The organism is Bacillus silvicola, from assembly GCF_050524305.1.
GTDB classification, from domain to species: Bacteria; Bacillota; Bacilli; order Bacillales; family Bacillaceae_G; genus Bacillus_A; species Bacillus_A cereus_AT.
Genome location: NZ_JBNGVC010000013.1, coordinates 852544 through 876569 on the forward strand (window position 1 = coordinate 852544; position 24026 = coordinate 876569).

Sequence of the window (24026 nt, forward strand, 5' to 3'; positions counted from 1 at the left end):
TTAGAATTTTCTTGTATTATATATAGTAAGAAATCTTTCAAACTAAAGGAGATTATACATATGTCATTTGAACAAACGTTAGAGAAGTATGCTGCCCTTGCAGTCAATGTTGGTGTTAATATTCAACCTGGACAAACTTTATCAATTAGTGCACCTCTTGAAGCTGTACAATTTGTACGCCTCGTTACAGAAAAAGCATATAAATCTGGTGCAAAACACGTATATGTTGATTGGAATGATGAGACGTTAACACGCTTAAAGTTCGATCTAGCTCCTGAAGAAGCTTTCGCTGAGTTCCCATCTTGGAAAGCACATGCTCGTGAAGAATTAGCAAAAGAAGGCGCTGCATTTATGTCTATTTATGCAGAAAACCCTGATTTATTAAAAGGCGTAGAATCAACGCGTATCGCAACTGCTCATAAAGTAGCCGGAGAAGCAATGAAAGTATACCGTGATTATGTACAAGCAGATAAAGTAAGCTGGTGTGTAATTTCTGTTCCAACAAAAGAATGGGCTGCAAAAGTATTCCCTGACGTAGCACCAGAAGAGCAGGAAGCAAAACTATGGGATGCTATCTTCAAAGCTACTCGTGCTGATTTAGAAAATCCTGTGGAAGCATGGAAAGAACATGACGAAACGCTACATACAAAAGTTGATTACTTAAACGAAAAGCATTATAAAGCTCTTCACTATACAGGGCCTGGAACAGATTTAACGATCGAACTTCCAGAAAAGCATATATGGGCTGGTGCTGGTAGCCTAAATGAAAAGAACGTACCATTTATGGCTAACATTCCAACTGAAGAAGTATTTACAATGCCACTTAAAACAGGTGTAAACGGCCAAGTGTCTAGCACAAAACCGTTAGCATTTGCAGGCAACATTATCGATAACTTCACGTTAACATTTGAAAACGGACGTATCGTAGACTACAAAGCAGAAGATGGAGAAGAAGCTTTAAAACATTTAGTAGAAACAGATGAAGGCTCTCACTTCTTAGGCGAGGTTGCTTTAGTGCCTCATGATTCACCAATTTCGAACACAAATATTTTATTCTACAATACGCTATTTGATGAAAACGCATCTTGCCACCTTGCAATCGGAAATGCTTATGCATTTAACTTAGTTGGTGGAAAAACAATGTCTAAAGACGAACTTGCTGAAAATGGTGCGAACGCTAGTATTACACACAATGACTTCATGATCGGATCAGCTGAGCTTGATATCGATGGTATTACAGCCGATGGAAGACATGAGCCGATTTTCCGTAAAGGTAACTGGGCGTTTTAATATAAAAGGAGGCTCCCCCAATGGGCAGCCTCCTTTTATTATGTCGTTTTTTCCGGCACATCAATATATTTCAAAAATCGCTGATATAAATTGTGACAAAGAAAAAAGCTATCTTCTACAAAAGATAGCTTTCATGATGCTGATGAAACTTTAAGTCCAATTACTCCTAAAACAATAAAAAGAATACAACACGCTTGGAATAAGTTAATATGCTCTTTAAAGAAATACACACTAATAATCGTAATAAGTAGTGTTCCCACACCAGACCAAATTGCATAGGCAATGCTTAAATGAATCTTTTTAACAACGATAGCAAACACGCTGAAACAAATTCCATAGAATACAAAAATAAGTACACTTGGAACGGGCTTTGTTAAACCGTTCGATAATTTCATCGCAATCGTTCCAGCTACTTCAAAAATAATTGTTACGAGTAATAATAGCCAATATACCATACTAGAATCTCCTTCTCTGTTACCTTATAGAGATTCTAGTATACTACTTATAGCCCTAACGAAATATATTTAATTTCTAAATATTCCTCGATACCGAAATGGCCTCCTTCACGGCCGATACCACTTTCTTTAAAGCCACCAAATGGTGCTTGTGCAACTGATGGAAGTCCATCATTTAAGCCGATAATTCCGTACTCTAATGCTTCGCTAATTTGGAATGCCTGACTAATATCTTTTGTGAAAATATAAGCAGCCAAGCCATATGGTGTATTATTTGCACGTTCGATTACTTCTTCAACCGTTTTAAATTTCGCAACTGGTGCAACCGGTCCAAATGTTTCTTCATTCATACAAAGCATCGTGTCATTTGCCAATCCAATTACTGTCGGCTGAATGAAATATCCATCTAACTCTGTAAATTTATGGCCACCGTATAAAACTTCTCCACCCTTTTGAATTGCATCTTCAATATGTTCTTGTACTTTCGAAATTGCATTCGCATCAATAAGTGGCCCTACAGTTGTTCCTTCGCCGAATCCGTCTCCAACTTTAAGCTGCTCTACAGCTTTTGTGAACTTTCCTGCAAATTCTTCGTACACTTCTTCTTGAACGAAGACGCGGTTTGTACATATACACGTTTGCCCTGCGTTACGGAATTTCGAACCGATTACCGCTTCTACCGCCTTATCTAAATCAGCATCATTCATAACAATAAATGGAGCATGACCACCTAACTCAAGTGAAACCTTTTTCATCGTTTGTGCAGCGCTAGCCATTAATTCTTTCCCAATTTCAGTTGATCCTGTAAAGGAAACCTTTCGGACACGCTCATCTTCCATCCACGTATCAGCAATTGCTTTTGCACTACCTGTTACAATATTTATTACACCTTTTGGAATGTCTGCTTCATGTGCTAATTCAACTAACTTCAATGCCGTTAATGGTGTTTGACTCGCTGGTTTCACAACCGCTGTACAGCCCGCTGCAAGCGCTGGAGCTACCTTTCTCGTAATCATAGCAGCTGGGAAGTTCCATGGTGTAATAGCTGCCATAACCCCAACTGGTTGCTTCATAACTAAAATACGTTTATTCGGATGAGAAGCAGGAATCATTTCACCGTATATTCTCTTTCCTTCTTCTGCGTACCATTCAACAAAACTATTTGCATAATTTACTTCACCAAGTGCTTCTGCGAACGGCTTTCCTTGTTCTCTCGTCATGATTGCTGCAATTTCTTCTTTATTTTCATCAATGAGTGTGAACCATTTTTTTAACTTTACTGCACGATCTGCTGCAGTTAATTTTGACCATGGTTTAAAAGCTTCATGTGCAGCATCAACTGCCTGCTTTGCCTCTATAATCCCGCCCTTTGGTACAGTTGCAAATACTTCCTTTGTTGCTGGATTATTCACTTCGATTTGTTCTTGCAGTGTAATCCACTCACCATTTATATACATCGCCTTTTTCTCTAAGTTTACGAACGTCGCTTTTTTATCCAATGTTTTCTTCCTCCTCTATATCTTCATTCTCATTAGAATTGTTCTTATACTTATCAAACAGCATTCTCATAAAGAAATAACCACCTAAAATCGTCCACCCTAACACCATTAGCCATTCGTACGGCCAAATTAATGCAGCAGGCATACCTGGCATATACAATAAAATAAAACCAATACTTAATATTACTGCTATACTCCCGACTACTTTTCCATTCTTCACGCGAAACGGTCTAGCCATATTAGGTTCTGTTTTGCGTAACTTTAAAAATGATAAACTAACTAATAAATATGAAACAACAATCCCAAGTCCACCTGCATTTACAATCCATACAAGTGCTGGTCTTCCAAGTAACGGAGCAAAAAATGATAGCATCCCTAGGAACATAATCGCATTAGTAGGTGTTTTATATTTCGGATGCACTTTTCCAAACCAAGCTGGAATCATTTCATTTTTAGCCATCGCATATAACACACGACTACCTCCAATGATAAAAGCATTCCAACTTGTAACAATTCCAGCTAGCCCGCCAAAGATTAAAATATTCGCAAATATTTTCGATCCAAAAACTACTCCCATCGCATCAGCAGTTGCCAATTTCGTATTCAAGAGTGCGTTTTGATCTAATGCCATCGAAACTCCAACTGTAATAAGTAGATAGAATACGACCGCACAAACAACAGAGAATATTAAAAGTTTTCCGATTTCTTTAAATGGAAGATTCACTTCTTCCGCTACTTGCGGGATTACATCAAATCCGACAAACAGAAATGGAACCATTATAAGGACAGCCATTACTCCGCCTGCACCATTTATAAAAAATGGCTCTAAATTTTTTGTATCTCCGTTAAAACTAGATCCAAAAACGAGCATAATCCCCGTCGCTACAATAAATATTGTAAATATACTTTGAAATACAGCGGCTGTTTTGACACCAAAGTAGTTAATGATTGTAATAAGTAATGCCCCACCCATTCCAATCATCGCCCACGTCAAGTATACATCCCAGCCTCCTATCGTCCATAAATAAATACTTTGATAATTTGGCAATATATAATCTACCACTGTTGGTAAAGCAACAGCTTCAAAAGTAACAACTGATACATATCCAAGTACCATTGCCCACGATGCGATAAATGCTGATTTTTTCCCAAATGCTTTTTTTACATATAATAAACCACCACCTGTTTCCGGCATGGCAGAAGCAAGTTCAGCATATGTTAGTCCCACAAAAATAACAAGTAATCCTCCTATAATGAAAGCAATAACTGCCCCTATAGAACCAGCCGATGTAACCCAATCCCCTGAGAGTACAACCCAACCCCATCCAAGCATGGCGCCTATCGCAAGGAAAAGAACATCAAAACGTGATAACACTTTTTTAAGTTCCTTCTTCTCCTCCAACTATATAATCCTCCTCTATAAACTTCTTAATTTTCCTAGTAGCAGCAGATTGGCTTATTTTCAAGAATTCTGCGACTTTATAGCTGGATCCATGTGTTTTGTATGTTTTTAAGATAATGTTTCGTTCCACTTCTTCTAACATTTTATAGAGACTTTGACCCGATTGCTCAACTGTAGACTCCTGCATCGATATTGGTAAATCTTCTATCGTGACAACATCGTCAGCAGTTATAACAATCCTCTCGATTACGTTTTCTATCTCTCTATTATTTCCCTCCCATGAATACCCTACAAACATTTGTAACGTACTAGGAGCTAGCTTCACATCACGTCCATACTTTTTATTGAAATGCTGTAAATAATGATAGACTAACGGTAATATATCTTCTGTTCTTTCACGAAGCGGAGGAATTGAAATTGGGATTACATTTAGGCGGTAATACAAATCTTTCCTAAATGTCCCCTCTTTTACCATTTTACTTAAATCTCTATTCGTAGCGGCGACTATACGAACGTCTACTTTTTTTAAGTCTCTTCCTCCTACCGGCCGAAATGTTTTCTCCTGTAATACTTGCAAAAGTTTCGCCTGAATTTCAAGCGGCATTTCACCGATTTCATCTAAGAAAAGAGTTCCTTTATGCGCTGATTCTAACAGTCCCTTCTTCCCTTCACGATTTGCCCCTGTAAAAGACCCACCTGAATATCCAAAAAGCTCAGATTCAATTAAATTCGTCGGCAATGCCGCACAATTAATCTCATAAAAACTTTCATTTTTCCGGTGACTTACTTCATGTAAATGGCGTACTAGTCGGCTTTTCCCTACTCCTGTCTCACCTAATATGAGAACAGTGCTATCCACCACAGAAACTTTTTTGATTGTTTCAACTATTTTTTGCATAGCAATGCTTTTAAAAATAAGCCCTTCATGCTCATATGTTTCTCTTAATTCTTTCTTATATGTCTTTAACTGATTATCCATCTCCTCTACCTTCTTACGTAATTGGTAGAGTTCTGTAAGATCTCGGGAATAACTAATAACTCGTCTTAAATTACCTTGTTCATCAAATACTGGACGCGTGCGAACGTGTAAATATTCTCCTGATTTTGTTGTTTGAACAAGTTCAACTGGCCTTTTCTTTTCAATTACTTCTAATGTTGCAGACGGATAAAAAATTCCTTCTTTCTGTAGTTCTTGTACATGCTTTCCTACTAATTCCTTAGCAGAGAGTTGGTAATGTCTTTCACACGTACTATTTACACGCACAACGATTCCTTTATCATCTGTAACAAAAATTTCGTCAAATGCATATTCAAATACATCTTGTAAATCCATCAACACTCGTTCCTTTTCTGCAACCATCCTAGCCACTCCCTACTTCATATCCATCGATTCACTTTACTACCTTTATTATAAAGCGAATTTTCTGCATTTTATATAGAGTAAGCTAGAATGTTTGCGATTTATAATTCAGTTTTTAAACACGAGCGATGTTCGCTTGCTCATAACAAGCTTGCAATGATTCTTCAATTATTGTTAAACCTTCCTCTAGCTGCTCATCTGTAATAACTAATGGCATTAACACGCGAATAACATTTCCATATGTTCCTGCTGATAGTAGAAGTAATCCGCGTTTATTTGCTTCCGCACATAAATTAGCTGCCAATGTTTTGTCAGGCGCTTTAGTCTTACGATCTTGAACGAGCTCAAATGCACACATTGCCCCTAAGCCGCGCACATCACCAATGCAATTATATTTATTTTTCATCTCTTCAAATCGGTTCATTACGACTTTTCCTAATTCTATCGCTCTATCATTTAATTTCTCTTTTTCAATTATATCAAGCACAGCTAATGCAGCCGCACATCCTAGTGGACTTCCTGCATACGTTCCGCCCAGTTCTCCCGGTGCAGACTCATTCATAATTTCTTTACGCCCAATAACACCACTAATCGGTACACCAGCACCTAATGATTTAGATACCGTAATTAAATCTGGAACGACATCATAATGATCAATTGCAAAGTATTTTCCGGTACGACTAAAGCCTGTTTGAATTTCATCCGCTACAAATAAAATACCGTGCTCTGAACAAATGCTGCGTACTTCTTGAACAAATTTCTTACTTGGAACGATAAATCCACCTTCCCCTTGAACAGGTTCCATTACAACGGCTGCAATTGTTTCTGGTGCTACTTCTGATATGAAGAAGTTCTTAAACTCTTCAATGATAAAATCATCATACTGCTCTTCTGTTAATCCTTCTGGACGACGGTATTCATATGGGAATGGCGCTTTATATACTTCTGGAGCAAATGGGCCAAATCCAAATTTATATGGTTTTACTTTACTTGTCATCGTCATTGTCATTAATGTACGCCCATGAAACCCTTTAGAAAATGCGATAATCCCAGGTCTCTTCGTATATTTACGAGCGATTTTCACCGCATTCTCAACTGCTTCTGCACCACTGTTTAAAAACAGGACTTGTTTATCAAAACTTCCTGGCGCTAATGCAGCAAGCTTTTCCGCTAATTCAATATATGGCTCATACATCATGACATTAAATCCCGTATGAATATATTGATCTACTTGTTTATGAAGTGCTTCTTTAACAGCTGGATGACAATGTCCTACGTTAATTGTCCCTATTGCTCCTGCAAAATCAATGTACTGATTACCATCAACATCTGTTACAAGAGCTCCATCTGCAGACTGTACGAATGTTGGAATACCATTACTTACTCCTTTTGGTACTATATTTTGGCGGCGTTCTAATAAAGACGCTGCTTTCGGTCCTGGAATTTGTTCATTTACTTTAGCAAATTTTTTTGTGATCATTGTGTACCCCATCCTTTTCTATACAATGTTTTCTCTTTATATTGCAAGATGTATGCCAACTTCCCCTTTCTAGTATTCATCCCATTCTCTTAATATCTCGGCATAAAAAATAAGTCTATAAAGACTCATAAAGAGTCTTTATAGACTTATTTGTTTATACATTAGACTTTCCTTGTTTCCAAATAAACTCACCTGAATGAGAAATTAAATCTTCAACAGATTGTAACACTAAATCTGCAAGTGGTTCTAACGTTTGACGATCACCCGTACCAGATAGTACGCCAATTGCATAGCAGTCACCACCGTTTTTCGCTAAATGTAAATCCGTCGGTGTATCCCCGACGACCGCTACTTCACATGTTTCTAAATTAAATCTCTCACAAAATGATTCTACAATTCTTTTATCAGGTTTTTGTGCCGGAAACGTATCTGAAGCTACAACATAATCAAAATAAGACTCTAATTGATACTGTTTTAAAAATAATTCTGTCGGTGCGAAATCATCAGCTGTAACAACACCTAAAATAAATCCTCTATCCTTTAAGCCTTGTAAAATTCTCGGTAAATCCGCCGTCATTCTCATATAGGAACGATGCTCGTACATAAGAGAAAATAACTTTTCACTTACCCACTCATGCATCTCTTCTTCCTTAGATGACGTAATATACTTACAAAGCCCCTTTGCAACATCGAGGCTTGTTCCTGCCGCTATTGCGCTACAAGGGTTCACAAATACCCCCTCCACACCGATCTCTTTTAATAAATCCTGCTGCATTGACTTTGGAAGTTGATATAAATTTATACATTCCGCCACAAGTTCTTCAGCTACTTTTATCCAAATTGAATGAAAATCCATTAATGTCCCATCTTTATCAAATAGTATTGCTTTTACCTTTTCCATAGCACCCTACCTCTCGTTTCTTATCTCCTCCAGTGTATCAATAAAATATGGATATAAAATAAACGGATTGTAAAAATACCATAAAAATCAAACTAACTTCCAATTTACAATTCATCTAAACTTTAATCAGCCGGGGCGTCTTATTACTCGCAAATAGTGAGGTAAAAACAAAAAAAGATGCCTTTACAGGGCATCTTCTTGATGTTCAGGAACAAATAGTTCTAGACAATGATATATATTTTCGAATTCCATCGGCGCATCTCCACCATATTCACCATCTAAATTAATCATTAGTTTATCTGGTGAATGCACTTTAATTCGATTCGCTTGTGTATATAGCACTTTTGGATTGTTAATATGTTCCCCTCGCTGCGCTTGTGTTGCTGCTTTAATTAAATCAGCGATAGAACCTTTTTTCAGCACTAATAAATCAAATAACCCATCGTTAATAGACGCATATGGTGCTACCTTTTCAAATCCACCAACTGAACGAGTATTTGTAATTAAAAACATCGTAATTTCTTCTTGTAGTAACTTCCCATCATACTCGATTTCAACATATGTTGGATGTAATGATGGTAACATTTCGATTCCTTTTAAATAGTAAGCAAGTTGACCTAATACCGTTTTCAGCTTACTTGGCACTTCATATGTTAATTCTGTAATACGGCCGCCACCAGCAATATTAATGAAATATGTATCATTCGCTCTACCAAGATCTAACGGAACTGTTTTCCCTTCACAAATAATATCCGCAGCCTCTTCAATAGCACGAGGTACACCAATCGCACGCGCAAAATCATTTGTCGTTCCAACTGGAATAATTCCAAACTTTGGACGATGTTCATGTCCTACTAAACCGTTCACCACTTCATTTAACGTACCGTCACCACCAGCTGCGATAACAACATCAAACTTACGATCCGCAGCTTGCCTCGCTGCCACAGTCGCATCTCCAGGACCAGTTGTCGCATGACAAGATGCTTCATATCCAGCTTGTTCTAATTTTTGTAATACTTCTGGTAAGCTCTTCTTAAATAGCTCACGTCCAGAAGTAGGGTTATAAATAATCCTTGCTCGCTTCATCATTTATTAGCACAGGAAATTTCTTTATGTATCGAAAAAGAACATACCGAACTTCTATTCAGTATTCCCATGCCTACCTCCTCTCATCTTCCTATCCTTCTTTTATCCCGCTCAAACAGGCAGTAAGAACCCGATTCGTGTAGCCCATCAAAAGTAAATATTCATTTCAATGGTTTTGTTTTACAAAAAAATTTATGTCCATCTATTTCCTCACATCAATTTACATATAACGAATAATAATTATCTATTATTTCATGAGATGAAAAAAACCTCTATGTCTAGATTTATCATTATTCCCACCTTTTTGCAACTATCATACCATAGTTGCTATACAAACATTTTTTCACGTTTGATTAACTCAGAAAAAACACCCAAATACGGGTGTTTTTTCTGTTTAATCTTTAAGAATCTATACTATTTTAGCGCTCAAAAATAAGAATTCCTCTTTTATTTTTATCGCTTATTAATCTCTTCAAGTAAGATTTTGTTAACAAGCGGTGGATTGGCTTGTCCTTTTGTCGCTTTCATAATTTGACCAACTAAGAAGCCAATTGCACGGTCTTTACCGTTTTTAAAGTCTTCGATAGATTGCTCATTATTATCAAGAATTTCTGTTACAACCTTACGAAGTGTACCTTCGTCAGAAATTTGAACAAGACCTTTCGCTTTAACGATTTCTTCTGGGTCTCCACCTTTTTCAATTAATTCGTTAAATACTTTCTTCGCGATTTTAGAAGAAATTGTACCTTTTTCAATTAATTGAACCATTTTAGATAAACCAGCAGGCGTTAATGCAACGTCTTTTAATTCTTTTTGTTGTTTGTTTAAGTATGCAAGCACTTCACCCATTAACCAGTTTGATGTTAGTTTCGCATCTGCTCCATCTTCAATTGCTGCTTCAAAGAAATCAGACATCTCTTTCGTTAATGTTAATACGTGTGCATCATAAGCTGGTAAGCCAATTTCTGCAACGTAGCGAGCTTTACGTGCATCTGGAAGTTCTGGGATCGAAGCACGGATTTCTTCTTTCCACTCATCATCGATGTAAAGTTCAACTAAGTCTGGCTCTGGGAAGTAACGGTAATCGTCAGACCCCTCTTTCACACGCATTAAGATTGTTTTCTTCGTTGCTTCATCATAACGACGTGTTTCTTGTTGGATGATACCACCAGATAACAATTCTTTCTCTTGGCGCACTTGCTCGTGCTCAAGACCTTTTTGTACGTAAGTGAATGAGTTTAAGTTTTTCAGTTCCGCTTTTGTACCGAACTTCTCTTGTCCAACTGGACGAAGGGAAATGTTCGCATCACAACGTAGAGAACCTTCTTCCATCTTACAATCAGATACGCCAGTGTATTGAATGATTGATTTTAACTTCTCTAAGTATGCATATGCTTCTTCTGGCGTACGCATATCTGGCTCAGATACGATCTCGATTAAAGGCATACCTTGACGGTTGTAGTCTACTAATGAACCATCAGCTGTATGCGTTGATTTACCAGCATCCTCTTCTAAATGAAGACGTGTAATACCGATACGTTTCTTTTTACCGTCTACTTCAATTTCAATCCAACCATTTTCACCAATTGGCTTATCGAATTGAGAAATTTGGTAAGCTTTCGGATTATCTGGGTAGAAATAGTTTTTACGGTCGAACTTCGTTTCCGTTGCGATTTCACAGTTTAATGCCATTGCAGCCTTCATTGCAAAGTTAACTGCTTCTTTATTTAAAGTAGGAAGTACCCCTGGGTATCCTAAGTCAATTACACTTGTTTGTGTATTTGGCTCTGCTCCGAATTCTGTTGGACTCGCAGAGAAAATTTTCGAATTTGTTTTTAACTCAACGTGAACCTCTAAACCAATAATTGTTTCTAAATTCATCTATGCTCGCCTCCTTACAGACTTGCTTTTTTTGTATGATAGTCTGTTGCTTGCTCAAACGCATGTGCAACGCGGTAAATTGTCGCTTCATCGAAGTGTTTACCAATGATTTGTAAACCAAGTGGCATGTTGTTAGCACCGAATCCACATGGAACAGAAATCGCTGGAACACCCGCTAAGTTTACTGGGATTGTTAAAATGTCATTTGCATACATTGTCATTGGATTGTCCACTTTTTCGCCCACTTTAAATGCCGGAGTTGGCGTTGTTGGCCCAATAATAACATCATAGTTAGCAAATACATTTTCAAAGTCGTTCTTAATTAATGTACGTACTTGTTGTGCTTTTTTGTAATATGCATCATAGTAACCAGAGCTAAGAGCAAATGTACCAAGCATAATACGACGTTTTACTTCATCACCGAAACCTTCGCTACGTGTGTTTTTGTAAAGATCTAATAAATTATTTACATTATCAGAACGAACACCGTAACGCACGCCATCAAAGCGTGAAAGGTTAGCAGATGCTTCAGAAGAAGATAGTAAGTAATACGTTGCTAGAGCGTATTTAGAGTGCGGAAGAGATACTTCTTCCCAAGTTGCGCCCATACCTTCTAATACTTTTAAAGCAGCTAATACTGACTCACGAGCTTCCTCGCCAACACCTTCGCCTAAGTATTCTTTTGGTACAGCAATGCGTAAACCTTTAACGTCGCCTGTTAAGCCAGCTAAATAGTTTCCAACTTCAACATTTGCAGAAGTTGCATCCATACGGTCAATACCTGAAATAGCTTGTAATAAGTATGCATTGTCTTCTACTGTACGTGTAATCGGTCCAATTTGGTCAAGTGAAGATGCGAATGCTACTAATCCGTAACGAGATACGCGTCCGTAAGTAGGTTTTAAACCTACAACACCGCAATATGCAGCTGGTTGGCGGATAGAGCCACCCGTATCAGAACCTAGAGAGAATAATACTTCTCCTGCTGCTACAGCTGCCGCAGAACCACCACTAGATCCGCCTGGAACATAATCTAAGTTCCAGGGGTTTTTCGTAGCATAGAAACCTGAGTTTTCATTTGAAGAACCCATTGCGAACTCGTCCATATTTAATTTACCGATTGTAACTGTGTCAGCAGCTTTTAGCTTTTGTACAACTGTCGCATCGTAAATTGGATCGAAGTTTGCTAACATTTTGCTCGCACAAGTTGTACGAAGACCGTTAGTTACAATGTTATCTTTTACACCGATTGGCATACCGAATAATAAACCATTATCTTCAGCACCAATCTTTGCATCTAATTCTTTCGCTTTCGCGCGTGCATTTTCTTCATCTAATGTAAGAAAAGCTTTTACGTTATCTTCAACATCCGCAATACGTTTGTAAGATTCTTCTACTAAATCCGTAACGGAAATTTCTTTGTTGTTTAACTTCTTATGTAACTCTGATACCGAATGATCAAATAATGACATCGAAATTCCCTCCTCTATTCTAATACTGCTGGAACACGGATTTGATTATCTTTGTGATCCGGTGCATTTTTTAATACTTCTTCTACTGGTAAACCTTTTTCTGGTACATCTTCACGCATAACATTTTTCATAGTTAATACGTGAGTTGTTGGTTTTACATCAGTTGTATCTAATTCATTTAACTGTTCTGCAAATGTAACAATTGCATCTAGTTGTTTTTGAAATTTTTCTGCTTCTTGATTAGTAATTGCAAGACGTGCTAAATGTGCTACGTGCTTTACATTCTCAACGGAAATTCTTGACACGGCTAGGCCACCTCCATAATATATCGTTCAATCTACAATACTATTGATGATACCAAATTTTCAGTACTTCAAGCAAGTCAACACACGGTACTTACGGTATTTTTACATAAAAAAAGAAAGGCAAATGCCTTTCTTTACGATTTACTCTTTATCTAACGGTTTATTTTTCGGAAATCTCTCGTTATCCTCTTCATTATCACGAATTGTTTTTTGTAATACAAAACAAGACATTGTTAAAAATAATGTTCCAATTAAATAGTATCCTTTTACACTAAGCGTTTCATCTAACGTATAAATCCCAATTAGCATACCTGAAAGCGCGCAAACAAATGAAGTCCATGCTAAAAACGTGAACGCTTGCGTATTTCGTCTTCTCATCGTTCTCCCCCTCGTTGGCTGTACACCCATTATAGACAAATATATTTATCACGATGGATTTTTATGTAAATTCTATTTTGCTATTTATAAATCTATCATAAAAAAATATTATTTTAAAGGTAGTTTTCTGTCTAATCTGAAAAAACAATTAAAATGATTGACATTTATTTCAATTCTACATAAAATAAAAATAAATATTACGAACCTCGAAATATACGGGAGTGGAAATAATTGTTGCAATATGAACATTTTTTAGACTTACTGCTAGATAATGCCAAGAAACTTTTCTATCCTGAAGAATGGGTAAGCCTAGATTTAACACTTTCTAAAACAGAAGTATTTTGTTTACTTTGGATGGAGCGAAATACAGATATTACAATGACAAAAATCGCTGAACTTCTTGATATACCGATGAGTACAACGACAGGCGTTGTAAATCGTCTTGTAAAAAAGGGGTATATTGAACGATACCGTGATGAAAACGATCGACGTATTGTATTAATTCGTTTAACAGAAAACGGCGTAATGCTCGTTCAAGAAGTGAAACAAAATGCGGCCCATTACTTTAACCTAGTGACAGAAGCTTTGTCAGAAGAAGAAACAGCTTTCTTACTACAAATATTCCAAAAGATCATGAATCACATCGCTACGTCACAGCAAAAAACAGAAGAAAAGGTTTCTACACCTAAAATGAAAAACATTCCGATTGAATAAAACCCTAGCTGGGTTTTTATTCAATTAAATACTTCGGTACTCGTAATATTCGAAACTCGAAACAAAGGGGATAGAATGATGAGAATTATTTTGTATACGGGTAAAGGCGGCGTAGGAAAAACTAGCATTTCAGCAGCAACAGCACTCCAAAGCGCAAAAAAAGGATTAAAAACATTAGTAATGAGTACAGATCCTGCTCATAGTTTAGGAGATTCATTTGGCATAAAGCTATCTTCTGAACCATTAGAAATTCGAGAAAATTTATGGGCACAAGAAATTAATACGATTTATGAAATGGAAAAAGGCTGGGGGAAATTGCAGAAATATATTACACTACTCTTCACTTCCAAAGCAGCCGATGATATTACAACAGAAGAATTAACAATGTTTCCTGGTATGGAAGATTTAATTAGCTTACTTCGCGTACTCGATTATTATAAACAAAACACATATGATGTTATCATCATTGATTGTGCACCAACTGGAGAAACATTAGCAATGCTCAGCTTTCCAGACATGCTCGGCTGGTGGATGGAAAAATTATTTCCTATTAAAAGAAAAGTTTTAAAAGTCGTTCGTCCTGTAGCTCAACCACTTCTTGGTGTCCCCCTTCCAACCGATGATATTATGGACGAATTAACAAATACACTTGAACAGCTTGGAGAAATGAGAGATATTTTATCAAACCGAGAAATAACAAGTATCCGCATCGTTGTAAATCCTGAAAAAATGGTCATTAAAGAAGCTCAGCGCAGCTTTACTTATTTAAACTTATACGATTATAACGTAGATGCCATTATGATTAACCGCGTCATCCCTAACACTGTCACCGATCCTTATTTTCAGGCATGGAAAGATACGCAAAAGAAATATAAAACATTAATTCAAGATAGTTTTCAGCCACTTCCTATTTACGAAGCTCCGATGTTTGAACAAGAAGTTGTTGGCTTGTCTATGTTAGAACGTGTAGGAGACGCTTTATTTAAATCTGACTCTTCTCCTACGGAAGTGAAATTTAACGGTCGCACACAATATGTAAAAAAAGATGGCGATGAGTATATTTTCGTTCTGTCCATTCCCTTCTCAAACAAAAGTGAACTTTCATTAAATCAAAAAGGTGATGAACTTATTATTCGAGCTGGTTCTGCGAAGCGAAATATCACATTACCAAAAACATTAACGCACCTTTCTATTCAAGGAGCTAAGTTTGAAGATGATGTACTAAACATTCGGTTTGGAGGTGTAGTACATGCATGATGAACTACTAAGAAAGGTAATTCGTACAAAAATAAAAGTTGGTATGCGTATATTAGAAGAGCTACCGAATCCGATTCAGCAATCAGCTAAGCAAGCACTAAACATTTTACAGGAAGAGCTATCTTCTTATACAGAAGCACAACCACATCCCGAGGAGCATTTAAAAAGTATCATAATTGAATAACCATATCCGTATAGAAGGCCTGTTTTTTTATAGGCTTTCTATATCTTTATTGGAGCTGATGTAAATTGATAAAAACATCTTCAACAAGACATTTCACCGCTAATACAATTTGGCTAATCCCCTTTTTATTTTTCATTCACAACCTTGAAGAGGCCTTTCAAATGCCACAATACCTTGCTAATCAATTTTCGATTCACTTTATAACTAACACACAATTTTTCATTGCAATTACTATATTAACAATCTTTGTCTTACTCATAATTATTCTATATCAGTTAAACATCATATCTTCTATTTACTGGATTATTTTTATTCAAGGAGCTATCTTCTTCAACTCTGTTCAACATCTTATTTTGTTTTTCATTTATCGTTCCTATAATCCTGGCGCAATATCAGCAGTTTTCATTGTCATCTTTTCTATTTTCTTCTTGTTATCCGAAAAACACTTCATTCATAAAAAGCAATTCGTAATTACACTCCTTTTCAGCTTATTTTCTTATCCCGTTATAATTTGGATTACCTTACTATTTGCTAGCTATTTTCATTAATAAAAAAAGACCAGGAAAACTCCTGGTCCATCACTCTACTTAACAAACATTGGATTCTACGTTATACAAAATTGGAAGGCACAGAATTAGGGTTTTGTTTGTTAAGTAGATTCTATGTTGAACGAGCTAACAGCGGAGGGGTTCCTACTGTTAGTCGTTAAACCCAATAATTATTTTACGATTTTTTCAAGCTCCTCAAGTGAAAGATCTACTGAAATTGAACCATCATTCGTTTCTTTCTTAATTGCATCTGTTACTTCTTTTGAATGATACAATTCAATTACTTTTTTCAGCGTTGGATCATCTTTGTCTTTCGTACGAGCTGCGAAAATATTAATATAAGGTTTCGCATTTTCATTCTTTGGATCTTCTAAGAAAATAGGATCCTTCGCTGGATCTAATCCAGCTTGACCAGCAACACCGTTATTAATAACTGAAGCTGCTACATCTTTTAATACACGAGGTGTTTGCTGTGCGATAACCGGTGTAATTTTTAACTTCTTCGGATTTTCAGCGATACCACTTGGATCCCCAAATAGGCCGAAATCTTTCTTAAGCTTTAATAATCCGGCTGCATCAAGAAGTTTTAATGCACGCGCCTGGTTCGTTGGATCATTTGGAATAGCAATTTCTGAACCATCTGGGATTTCATTTGCTTTCTTATATTTTTCAGAGTATAAGCCCATCGGTGCAATTTGCGTTGTACCAACAGCTGTAATATCTAACTTATGCTCCTTTTTAAATTGCTCTAAGAAAGCGATATGCTGGAATGAGTTTAGTTCAATATCTCCATCAGCTAACGCTTTATTTGGCGTTGTGTAATCAGAGAACTCAACTAGTTTAATTTTAATCCCTTCTTTTTCAGCTTTTTTCTTCAAAATTTCCCAAGCGTCTCCATCTGTTCCAGTTACACCGACGCGAACTACTTTCTCTTTCGCTCCTGCACCTGTATCTCCACCTGAGCAGCCGCTTAAAGCTGTAATTCCTACGATCGCTGATAATGCAAATGCTAAAATTTTCTTCATTTTCTTTTCCCCTCTTCCTTTTTATGATCTACGTAAAAAGACTTTTGCAAAGTAGTTTCCTAAATTTTGAGCTATTTGTACGAGAATAATAAGTAAAACAACCGTTACGAACATAACTGACGTATCAAAACGTTGATAACCATATGTCATTGCTAAGTCACCAAGACCGCCACCACCGACAAGCCCAGCAACTGCAGAAAATTCAATTAAACCAACTGTCATAAACGTAACACCTAAGATTAATGGCGCTAACGCTTCTGGCACAAGAATTTCAAAAACAATTCTAATTGGGGAAGCTCCCATTGCTTGCGCTGCTTCAATTATCCCTTTCGGAACAGAAACAAGATTTGTTTCAACCATTCTAGCAATACCGATTGATGCAACTAACGTCATTGGAAAGATTGCTGCTGCTGTTCCAATCGTCGTTCCGATAACACTTCTTGTTAGTGGGCTTAAAGCTACTAAGAAGATGATGAATGGAACCGGACGAATTGTATTAATAATGATATTAAGAATAGAAAAGACCCATTTATTTTCTAAAAAGTTTCCTTTTCTCGTTACATACAATAGTAAACCTAGAGTTATACCAAGAATTATAGCAAATATAAGGGTTACAATTACCATTAAGAGGGTATCCCCCGTCGCATCTAATATGCGGGGCCAAAATATACTCCAATCAACTCGCATGAGCTTCTACCTCCTTCAGCTGCACTTGCAGTCTTAGATGCTGTAATGCTTTTTGAATTTCTGTCTGCTCACCTTGCAATTCTACAAGTAGATTTCCAAATAGCACATTTTGAAGTTCAATAATATTTCCGTACAGTACGTTTACATCGACGTTATAGTTTTTTGCGATATATGATAGTACTGGCTGCCCTGTCTCTTCACCAGTAAATGTTAAGCGATAAATCTGTCCACCATTTTGAATTTTCCCTAGAACACTTTCCGGTAAATGATCATTAATAACAGAACGTACAAAGTTTTGAGTTGTCTTTGTTTTTGGTTGTGTGAAAACGTCAAACAGTTTCCCTTCTTCAATAACCTTTCCCTTCTCCATTACAGCTACACGGTGACAAATTTCTTTCACTACGTGCATTTCATGTGTAATGAGTAGGATTGTTACATTATATTCCCTATTTACTTTCTTTAATAAGTTCAGAATTTCTGTCGTTGTTTCTGGATCTAAAGCTGATGTTGCCTCATCACATATGAGAATATCCGGGGATGTCGCCAGTGCTCTTGCAATCCCAACGCGCTGCTTTTGTCCACCTGATAACTGCTCTGGATAATAGTTTGCTTTATCTTCTAGACCAACAAATTTTAGTAATTCAGTTACTCTTTCTTTTATTTCATTCTTTGGCAATTTCGCTAACTTTAATGGATACGCAATATTTCCAAACACTGTTCTTGAATTAAATAAATTAAAGCTTTGAAAAATCATTCCGATTCTTTGTCTTAATTTCCGTAATTCTTTCGTCGATAATGATGTAATATCTTTATCATCTATTGAAATCGTTCCCGCAGTTGGTCTCTCTAGCATGTTTACTAGACGTAATAACGTACTCTTTCCAGCACCACTAAATCCGATAATGCCAAAAATTTCGCCCTTTTCAACTGATAGCGTTACATCCTCCACTGCATGAACAGATTGCCCACCTGATTCATAGACTTTACTTACATTGTTAAAAGAAATCATTTTCTTCCCTCCTATATGCTGTAAAACTTGAAGTAGAGATTTCGAGGTAAAATAAAAAGTGCTCTCCTTCTTATCACCTATAAAAGATAAGAAGGAGAGCACTTATATGTACTCGTTCACATCTTCTCATCTTCCAAGCTTATTTTAAGCTTGCTGGAATTAGCACGGTATTTAAAAACCCGTTGCTGAGGTATCGTAGGGCCAGTCCCTCCACCTCTCTGGATAAGAGTGTATCGATTTAATTGTCATTTAATTAATTCCCATTATAGAACTCAGAATAATAAGAGTCAATACATTTTTCAGAAAAACATTAATTATTTCTCTATTAAAATTTTTAAATAAAAATCACAATACAATGTTATGTTAAATTCTCCTCCCTCATACTTTTTAAAAGGAGAATCCTCTCTATGAATTGAATAACATTATTTGAATATGAAACTCGGAGGAAGATGAATATATGAAAACAGCCCTTTTGCTCGTCGATATTCAAAATGATTATTTTCCAAATGGAAAGATGGAATTACGTAATCCAGTAGAAGCAAGTGAATATGCTGAACAGCTACTGCAACATTTTAGAATAAGAAACGAACCTATTTTTCATATCCAGCATGTAGCTATAAAAGATAACGCTACTTTTTTCCTACCCAATACAGAAGGTGTCCATATTCACGAAAATGTCCGTCCACTTAGAGAGGAAACCGTTATCCTTAAACATTATCCAAATAGCTTCCGAGAAACCGATCTTCTAGAACGATTACAACGTTCAGGAATTGAGCACGTCGTAATATGCGGGATGATGACCCATATGTGTATTGATGCTACGGTAAGGGCTGCTTTTGATTTTGGCCTTCACTGTACCCTAATACACGATGCTTGTGCTACAAAAGATCTTTCATTTAAGAATGCTACTATACCAGCTGTTTATATTCATAATACAATTTTGGCTAGTTTAAATGGAGTATACGCAAATGTAAGGAGTACAGCAGAGTTTTTAGCGACCTAAAAAAAAACACTCCTTTCAGTGAGCAAAACCGAAAGGAGTGTTCTCTTGTCTAACCATAGATTTTCTTTCAAATTGTATTATACAGGAAATTCTCAAAATGAATACTAAAAAATATGACTAATAAGTCAATTTTTCTCGCTATTTTATTTCTATTTACATGTTTATCCCACTATTAATAGGGTTTAACTAATTCCAAAGAACAAATGGTAATATCCGGTAACCTTTTCTTAATTGAAATTAACTAGCTTCTATTATAGAGAATTTCTCAAAAAGAAAAGATCTTCACAGTCTGTGAAGATCTTTCCTACTATTTCTTATAAAGTTTCAGAAGTAGTTTTTGCTTGCATGTGAAGCGCTAAGTAATCAGGGCCACCAGCTTTAGAGTCTGTACCAGACATATTAAAGCCACCGAATGGTTGATAACCTACGATTGCACCAGTACATCCACGGTTGAAGTATAAGTTACCAACGTGGAAATCTTCACGTGCTTTTTCAATATGGTCACGGTTGTTAGTAACAACTGCTCCTGTTAAACCGTATTCTGTATTGTTTGCAATTGCAAGTGCATGATCAAAGTCTTTTGCTTTACAGAATGCTACTACTGGTCCGAAGATTTCTTCTTTCATTAAGCGAGCATCTTCTGCAACGTCAGCAACGATTGTTGGTTGGATGAACCAGCCTTTAGAATCGTCTCCTTCGCCACCAGCTAGGATTCTACCTTCTTCTTTACCAATTGCAACATAGCTCATTACTTTATCGAATGCAGCTTGGTCATTAACAGGACCCATGTTTGTACCTAATACAGCTGGGTTAGCAACTGTTAATTCTTTTGTTAATTCAACTGCACGATTTAATACATGATCGTATACATCTTCGTGGATTACTGCACGAGAACATGCAGAACATTTTTGTCCTGAGAATCCGAATGCTGATGCAACGATAGATTTAGCAGCTAATTCAAGATCTGCTTCTTTATCAACAACGATTGTATCTTTACCGCCCATTTCAGCGATAACACGTTTTAACCAAATTTGTCCTGGATTTACTTTTGCTGCACGCTCATAAATACGAATACCTACATCGCGTGATCCAGTGAAGCTAACGAAGCGTGTACGAGGGTGATCTACTAAGTAATCACCAACTTCAGAACCGTTACCTGGAACGAAGTTAACTACGCCAGCTGGTAAGCCAGCTTCTTCTAATACTTCCATAAATTTCGCTGCTACTACAGGAGTTGTACTAGCTGGTTTTAGTAATACTGTGTTACCAGAAACTAAAGCAGCTGTTGTCATACCTGCCATAATTGCGAATGGGAAGTTCCAAGGAGAAATGATAACACCTACTCCTAATGGAATGTAAGAGAAACGATTATATTCAATTGGACGGCTTTCTACTGGAATACCATCTTTTAATTTCAACATTTGACGAGCATAATATTCCATAAAGTCGATTGCTTCTGCTGTATCAGCATCTGCCTCATTCCATGGTTTACCTGCTTCTTTTACAAGAATAGCAGAGAACTCATGTTTTCTACGACGAACGATTGCTGCAGCACGGAATAAAATGTCTGCACGCATTTCTGGTTTTGACTTTCTCCAAGTTTGGAATGTTGCATCCGCTACTTGCATTGCTTTTTCAGCTAATTCACGGCTTGCTTTTGAAACGCGACCAACAAGTTCCTCTTTATTTGCAGGGTTTACAGAAACAATTTTGTCTTCTGTAGTGATCTTTTCTCCCCCGATAATTAATGGATAGTCTTGTCCAAGATAAGATTCTACTTTCTTTAAACCTTCTTCAAACGCTAATTTGTTAGCCTCTACTGAAAAATCTGTAAATGGCTCATGTTTGTATGCTACTACCATTTTTTTAGCCTCCCCTTAGAAAAACGTTTACATTTTACAACATTATTCTACACGATAATTTAGATTTATTCAAATATTCCTAGACTTATATTTTAAAAATTAATTAATTTTTAAAATATAATAAAAAAAAGAGATTCATACATACGTATGAATCTACAAAATATGAGTATATTCCAAAACATTTTTCCCTATTAACAAAATAGTAACTAATAAAAATAAAGTCCTTACATATCCAACACCTTTTTGAACCGCAAACTTCGATCCAAAATAAGCACCTAAAATCATTGATAACCCCATAATAATACCGTATTCAAAATGAATCACATCTAAAAATAAAAAAGTAATTAAAGATACGATATTACTAACGAAATTCAATAGTTTTCCAGATGCTGCCGCTTGAATAAAATCCAAACCAATTAATAAAAATGCAAAAATTAAAAAGGATCCTGTCCCCGGTCCAAAAAATCCGTCGTAAAACCCTATCATTAAAATAACAAAGAAAAACATTAATGTTTTCCCTTTTGTCATCTTTTTATAGGTAGATGCACTTCCCCAATCTTTTTTCGCAATAATATAAATGGAAATAAAAACCAACATCACAAGTACTAGTGGACGCAAAATATCAGGCGGAATAAACTTTACTACTAAGGCACCTGCGACTGCTCCAACAATAGTTAATGGGATTAACTTTCCTACAATTCGAAAATCAACCTTACCTGATCGAATAAAATAAATTGTACTCGTAAGCGTCCCCATCGTTGCAGCTAATTTATTTGTTGCGATTGCCGAAGCTGGTGATAAACCAACAAACATAAGTGCAGGAAGCGAAATTAACCCTCCTCCTCCAACAACCGAATCAATAAAAGCAGCTAAAAACCCGAATGCAATTAATAAAATAATGACTTGAAAGCTTAGTTCTTCCATGATTTTACCCCTTACCCCTTTATTTGTAACATTTAAAATTATAACAAAATTTTTCGAGAAAAAAAGCTGTTCCTTTATAGAAACAGCTTTCATCTTTAATCTAAAATTTTCACAAGTGGTTCATCTTGCTTCGCTTCACGTATAATAATTGCTTCTGGGCGTTCCACTGATTTAATTGTTACTTGTACTTTCATATAATTCGGGAAGTATTGCATAACAAGTCCAGCTACATATTGTGTAAAACCAATGACTTCAGCTTTCCCATTGAATTGGACAGGAATATCGAGCTTCATTTCTTTTAATTCATCATCTCTATACATTCCAGTACCAATAATAGCTGTATAATCGCCTTGGAAATACTCACTTAATTTTGATTTAAAGTTTGACACACTTGCAAGATCTTCACGTTTATTATCCGATTTCGCTTGTTCAGACGGGAACAAATAGTATTTCTCATTGATCGGCTTCCAATCCTCAACCGTTTCACTGCCTTTTTCTACCTTAGCATAAGAAACAAAATTCCCTGGTACAAGCGAAGACTTTGGACCTTGACGATAAATTGCAAATGTAACCGGAACATCTTTTATTCCAGGCTTTTTTTGCTGCATGACTTTCAAGATTTCTTGTGCCATTTTTTTCCCTTCAGCTAACATTTTTTCTTGCTCGATTTTAGCCTCACGCGGATAACCATGCTCTTCCTCGTAATAATGAACCGAATTCATCGCTAATCCAACTACAACACCATCAGGCTCAGTACCTTTATCACCATTTTGTAAGTAATAGTCATGTTCTAAAATATTTGAGATATACATTGGATTTTTTGTATTTTTTACTTCTAACGATTCTGATCCTTCACCTAAGGCAGGATTCAACCCTATATTTGGAAATTTGACCGCATCTTTTTTCAACTTATCCTCTAGCTCTTTTTGTTCAGCATCTGTACGCTTTCTTTTCACAAGCATTTGAATCATTTGTGTGTCTAAAACGTCTCCACCTTTAAAGAAATAATCTTTCGTGCTAAATGATTCTTTCGCAATGCGCATTAGTCCCGTTTCAAATTCATCTATATCTAGACGATTGTTCAAACTTTGTCCAACTAAACCACGTGCACGACCTGGATCAAATGGAAATGTTGTCTTATAATATTCATCCGAAATGGAATATTTTGAGATAACCGCTTGCTCTTTCGCTTTCCCTGATTTCTCAACTGTTTTTTCATCTTTGTTAGAACCCATGCTACACCCACTTACAAGTAGGCTAAGACTTAATACCGCTAACGCTATTTTTTTCATCGTAAGTTTGCA

23 protein-coding genes and 1 riboswitch are annotated in these 24026 nt (G+C 36.5%); of the genes, 6 read left to right on the forward strand and 17 right to left on the reverse strand.

What is annotated here, in order from left to right; all coding sequences use genetic code 11:
* The first annotated feature begins 60 nt into the window (after window positions 1–60).
* Window positions 61–1290 (forward strand): aminopeptidase, encoded by a 1230-nt coding sequence (locus tag ACP6L7_RS26515; protein ID WP_097828987.1) that lies wholly within the window; start codon window positions 61–63, stop codon window positions 1288–1290.
* A 131-nt stretch (window positions 1291–1421) separates the two neighbouring features.
* Here ACP6L7_RS26515 and ACP6L7_RS26520 read toward each other — a convergent pair whose 3' ends face one another.
* From ACP6L7_RS26520 to ACP6L7_RS26570, 11 genes are all read right to left on the reverse strand, one after another.
* Complete coding sequence (locus ACP6L7_RS26520; protein ID WP_097828988.1) at window positions 1422–1745, reverse strand: DMT family transporter; 324 nt, start codon at window positions 1743–1745, stop codon at window positions 1422–1424.
* Between the two features lie 47 nt (window positions 1746–1792).
* Window positions 1793–3244, reverse strand: coding sequence for an NADP-dependent succinate-semialdehyde dehydrogenase (gene gabD, locus ACP6L7_RS26525; protein WP_430529537.1), 1452 nt, complete (start codon window positions 3242–3244; stop codon window positions 1793–1795).
* Window positions 3237–4646, reverse strand: coding sequence for an APC family permease (locus ACP6L7_RS26530; RefSeq protein ID WP_097828990.1), 1410 nt, complete (start codon window positions 4644–4646; stop codon window positions 3237–3239). Before ACP6L7_RS26530 ends, gabD begins: the two co-directional genes overlap by 8 nt.
* Complete coding sequence (locus tag ACP6L7_RS26535; protein ID WP_097828991.1) at window positions 4624–6006, reverse strand: sigma-54 interaction domain-containing protein; 1383 nt, start codon at window positions 6004–6006, stop codon at window positions 4624–4626. The genes ACP6L7_RS26530 and ACP6L7_RS26535 overlap by 23 nt, the downstream gene beginning before the upstream one ends.
* 115 nt (window positions 6007–6121) lie before the next feature.
* Window positions 6122–7486, reverse strand: a complete 1365-nt coding sequence (gene gabT, locus ACP6L7_RS26540; protein ID WP_097828992.1) for a 4-aminobutyrate--2-oxoglutarate transaminase — start codon at window positions 7484–7486, stop codon at window positions 6122–6124.
* 154 nt (window positions 7487–7640) lie between these two features.
* Entirely contained in the window at window positions 7641–8387 is a 747-nt protein-coding gene (locus ACP6L7_RS26545) for an HAD family hydrolase (protein ID WP_097828993.1), read from the reverse strand.
* Between the two features lie 183 nt (window positions 8388–8570).
* Window positions 8571–9476: a diacylglycerol kinase gene (locus tag ACP6L7_RS26550; protein WP_000977668.1), complete on the reverse strand. Its 906-nt coding sequence runs from the start codon at window positions 9474–9476 to the stop codon at window positions 8571–8573.
* A 450-nt stretch (window positions 9477–9926) separates the two neighbouring features.
* Window positions 9927–11354 (reverse strand): Asp-tRNA(Asn)/Glu-tRNA(Gln) amidotransferase subunit GatB, encoded by a 1428-nt coding sequence (gene gatB / locus ACP6L7_RS26555; RefSeq protein WP_001047688.1) that lies wholly within the window; start codon window positions 11352–11354, stop codon window positions 9927–9929.
* 14 nt (window positions 11355–11368) lie between these two features.
* On the reverse strand, window positions 11369–12826 hold the full coding sequence (gene gatA, locus ACP6L7_RS26560; protein ID WP_097828994.1) for an Asp-tRNA(Asn)/Glu-tRNA(Gln) amidotransferase subunit GatA: 1458 nt from the start codon (window positions 12824–12826) through the stop codon (window positions 11369–11371).
* Between the two features lie 14 nt (window positions 12827–12840).
* Window positions 12841–13131 (reverse strand): Asp-tRNA(Asn)/Glu-tRNA(Gln) amidotransferase subunit GatC, encoded by a 291-nt coding sequence (gene gatC, locus ACP6L7_RS26565; protein WP_097828995.1) that lies wholly within the window; start codon window positions 13129–13131, stop codon window positions 12841–12843.
* 141 nt (window positions 13132–13272) lie between these two features.
* Complete coding sequence (locus ACP6L7_RS26570; protein ID WP_001254393.1) at window positions 13273–13509, reverse strand: YiaA/YiaB family inner membrane protein; 237 nt, start codon at window positions 13507–13509, stop codon at window positions 13273–13275.
* A gap of 231 nt (window positions 13510–13740) precedes the next feature.
* Between ACP6L7_RS26570 and ACP6L7_RS26575 the strand changes: the two genes are divergently transcribed.
* The 4 genes from ACP6L7_RS26575 to ACP6L7_RS26590 all read left to right on the forward strand — a co-directional run bounded on the left by ACP6L7_RS26575 (window position 13741) and on the right by ACP6L7_RS26590 (window position 16212).
* A complete protein-coding gene (locus ACP6L7_RS26575; RefSeq protein ID WP_097828996.1) occupies window positions 13741–14223 on the forward strand; it encodes a MarR family winged helix-turn-helix transcriptional regulator in 483 nt (160 codons plus the stop codon).
* A gap of 75 nt (window positions 14224–14298) precedes the next feature.
* Complete coding sequence (locus tag ACP6L7_RS26580; RefSeq protein WP_097828997.1) at window positions 14299–15480, forward strand: ArsA family ATPase; 1182 nt, start codon at window positions 14299–14301, stop codon at window positions 15478–15480.
* Entirely contained in the window at window positions 15473–15664 is a 192-nt protein-coding gene (locus ACP6L7_RS26585; RefSeq protein ID WP_097828998.1) for a DUF3926 domain-containing protein, read from the forward strand. The genes ACP6L7_RS26580 and ACP6L7_RS26585 overlap by 8 nt, the downstream gene beginning before the upstream one ends.
* A 65-nt stretch (window positions 15665–15729) precedes the next feature.
* Window positions 15730–16212 (forward strand): HXXEE domain-containing protein, encoded by a 483-nt coding sequence (locus ACP6L7_RS26590; RefSeq protein ID WP_141533372.1) that lies wholly within the window; start codon window positions 15730–15732, stop codon window positions 16210–16212.
* Window positions 16213–16382: 170 nt separating this feature from the next.
* On the opposite strand, the gene ACP6L7_RS26595 is transcribed toward ACP6L7_RS26590, so the two are convergent.
* Genes ACP6L7_RS26595 through ACP6L7_RS26605 form a run of 3 tightly spaced genes read right to left on the reverse strand, consistent with a single transcriptional unit; the run spans window position 16383 to window position 18933 of the window.
* Window positions 16383–17237, reverse strand: a complete 855-nt coding sequence (locus ACP6L7_RS26595; protein WP_000721589.1) for a MetQ/NlpA family ABC transporter substrate-binding protein — start codon at window positions 17235–17237, stop codon at window positions 16383–16385.
* A gap of 21 nt (window positions 17238–17258) precedes the next feature.
* A complete protein-coding gene (locus tag ACP6L7_RS26600; RefSeq protein WP_097828999.1) occupies window positions 17259–17924 on the reverse strand; it encodes a methionine ABC transporter permease in 666 nt (221 codons plus the stop codon).
* Complete coding sequence (locus ACP6L7_RS26605; RefSeq protein WP_097829000.1) at window positions 17914–18933, reverse strand: methionine ABC transporter ATP-binding protein; 1020 nt, start codon at window positions 18931–18933, stop codon at window positions 17914–17916. The genes ACP6L7_RS26600 and ACP6L7_RS26605 overlap by 11 nt, the downstream gene beginning before the upstream one ends.
* Before the next feature lie 123 nt (window positions 18934–19056).
* A riboswitch (SAM riboswitch) is annotated at window positions 19057–19162 on the reverse strand.
* A gap of 228 nt (window positions 19163–19390) precedes the next feature.
* Here ACP6L7_RS26605 and ACP6L7_RS26610 point away from each other — a divergent pair.
* A complete protein-coding gene (locus ACP6L7_RS26610; RefSeq protein WP_097829021.1) occupies window positions 19391–19936 on the forward strand; it encodes a cysteine hydrolase family protein in 546 nt (181 codons plus the stop codon).
* 314 nt (window positions 19937–20250) lie between these two features.
* On the opposite strand, the gene pruA is transcribed toward ACP6L7_RS26610, so the two are convergent.
* The 3 genes from pruA to ACP6L7_RS26625 form a co-directional block, all read right to left on the reverse strand.
* The gene (gene pruA, locus ACP6L7_RS26615) at window positions 20251–21798 is read right to left on the reverse strand and encodes an L-glutamate gamma-semialdehyde dehydrogenase (RefSeq protein WP_071747202.1); all 1548 of its coding nucleotides are present in this window, start codon (window positions 21796–21798) and stop codon (window positions 20251–20253) included.
* 153 nt (window positions 21799–21951) lie between these two features.
* A complete protein-coding gene (locus ACP6L7_RS26620) occupies window positions 21952–22722 on the reverse strand; it encodes a TSUP family transporter (RefSeq protein WP_097829001.1) in 771 nt (256 codons plus the stop codon).
* Window positions 22723–22817: 95 nt separating this feature from the next.
* Window positions 22818–24014 (reverse strand): CamS family sex pheromone protein, encoded by a 1197-nt coding sequence (locus tag ACP6L7_RS26625; RefSeq protein WP_097829002.1) that lies wholly within the window; start codon window positions 24012–24014, stop codon window positions 22818–22820.
* Window positions 24015–24026 lie beyond the last annotated feature (12 nt).

Excerpts from the sequence above, each read along its gene's own strand:
- gabT (WP_097828992.1), bottom strand. The coding sequence starts at position 7,486 with ATGATCACAAAAAAATTTGCTAAAGTAAATGAACAAATTCCAGGACCG.
- ACP6L7_RS26595 (WP_000721589.1), bottom strand. The coding sequence starts at position 17,237 with ATGAAGAAAATTTTAGCATTTGCATTATCAGCGATCGTAGGAATTACA.
- ACP6L7_RS26600 (WP_097828999.1), bottom strand. The coding sequence starts at position 17,924 with ATGCGAGTTGATTGGAGTATATTTTGGCCCCGCATATTAGATGCGACG.
- ACP6L7_RS26580 (WP_097828997.1), top strand. The coding sequence starts at position 14,299 with ATGATGAGAATTATTTTGTATACGGGTAAAGGCGGCGTAGGAAAAACT.
- ACP6L7_RS26515 (WP_097828987.1), top strand. The coding sequence starts at position 61 with ATGTCATTTGAACAAACGTTAGAGAAGTATGCTGCCCTTGCAGTCAAT.
- ACP6L7_RS26545 (WP_097828993.1), bottom strand. The coding sequence starts at position 8,387 with ATGGAAAAGGTAAAAGCAATACTATTTGATAAAGATGGGACATTAATG.
- ACP6L7_RS26535 (WP_097828991.1), bottom strand. The coding sequence starts at position 6,006 with ATGGTTGCAGAAAAGGAACGAGTGTTGATGGATTTACAAGATGTATTT.
- ACP6L7_RS26620 (WP_097829001.1), bottom strand. The coding sequence starts at position 22,722 with ATGGAAGAACTAAGCTTTCAAGTCATTATTTTATTAATTGCATTCGGG.
- ACP6L7_RS26610 (WP_097829021.1), top strand. The coding sequence starts at position 19,391 with ATGAAAACAGCCCTTTTGCTCGTCGATATTCAAAATGATTATTTTCCA.
- ACP6L7_RS26605 (WP_097829000.1), bottom strand. The coding sequence starts at position 18,933 with ATGATTTCTTTTAACAATGTAAGTAAAGTCTATGAATCAGGTGGGCAA.
- ACP6L7_RS26625 (WP_097829002.1), bottom strand. The coding sequence starts at position 24,014 with ATGAAAAAAATAGCGTTAGCGGTATTAAGTCTTAGCCTACTTGTAAGT.
- pruA (WP_071747202.1), bottom strand. The coding sequence starts at position 21,798 with ATGGTAGTAGCATACAAACATGAGCCATTTACAGATTTTTCAGTAGAG.
- ACP6L7_RS26520 (WP_097828988.1), bottom strand. The coding sequence starts at position 1,745 with ATGGTATATTGGCTATTATTACTCGTAACAATTATTTTTGAAGTAGCT.
- ACP6L7_RS26550 (WP_000977668.1), bottom strand. The coding sequence starts at position 9,476 with ATGATGAAGCGAGCAAGGATTATTTATAACCCTACTTCTGGACGTGAG.
- gatB (WP_001047688.1), bottom strand. The coding sequence starts at position 11,354 with ATGAATTTAGAAACAATTATTGGTTTAGAGGTTCACGTTGAGTTAAAA.
- ACP6L7_RS26585 (WP_097828998.1), top strand. The coding sequence starts at position 15,473 with ATGCATGATGAACTACTAAGAAAGGTAATTCGTACAAAAATAAAAGTT.
- ACP6L7_RS26570 (WP_001254393.1), bottom strand. The coding sequence starts at position 13,509 with ATGAGAAGACGAAATACGCAAGCGTTCACGTTTTTAGCATGGACTTCA.
- gatA (WP_097828994.1), bottom strand. The coding sequence starts at position 12,826 with ATGTCATTATTTGATCATTCGGTATCAGAGTTACATAAGAAGTTAAAC.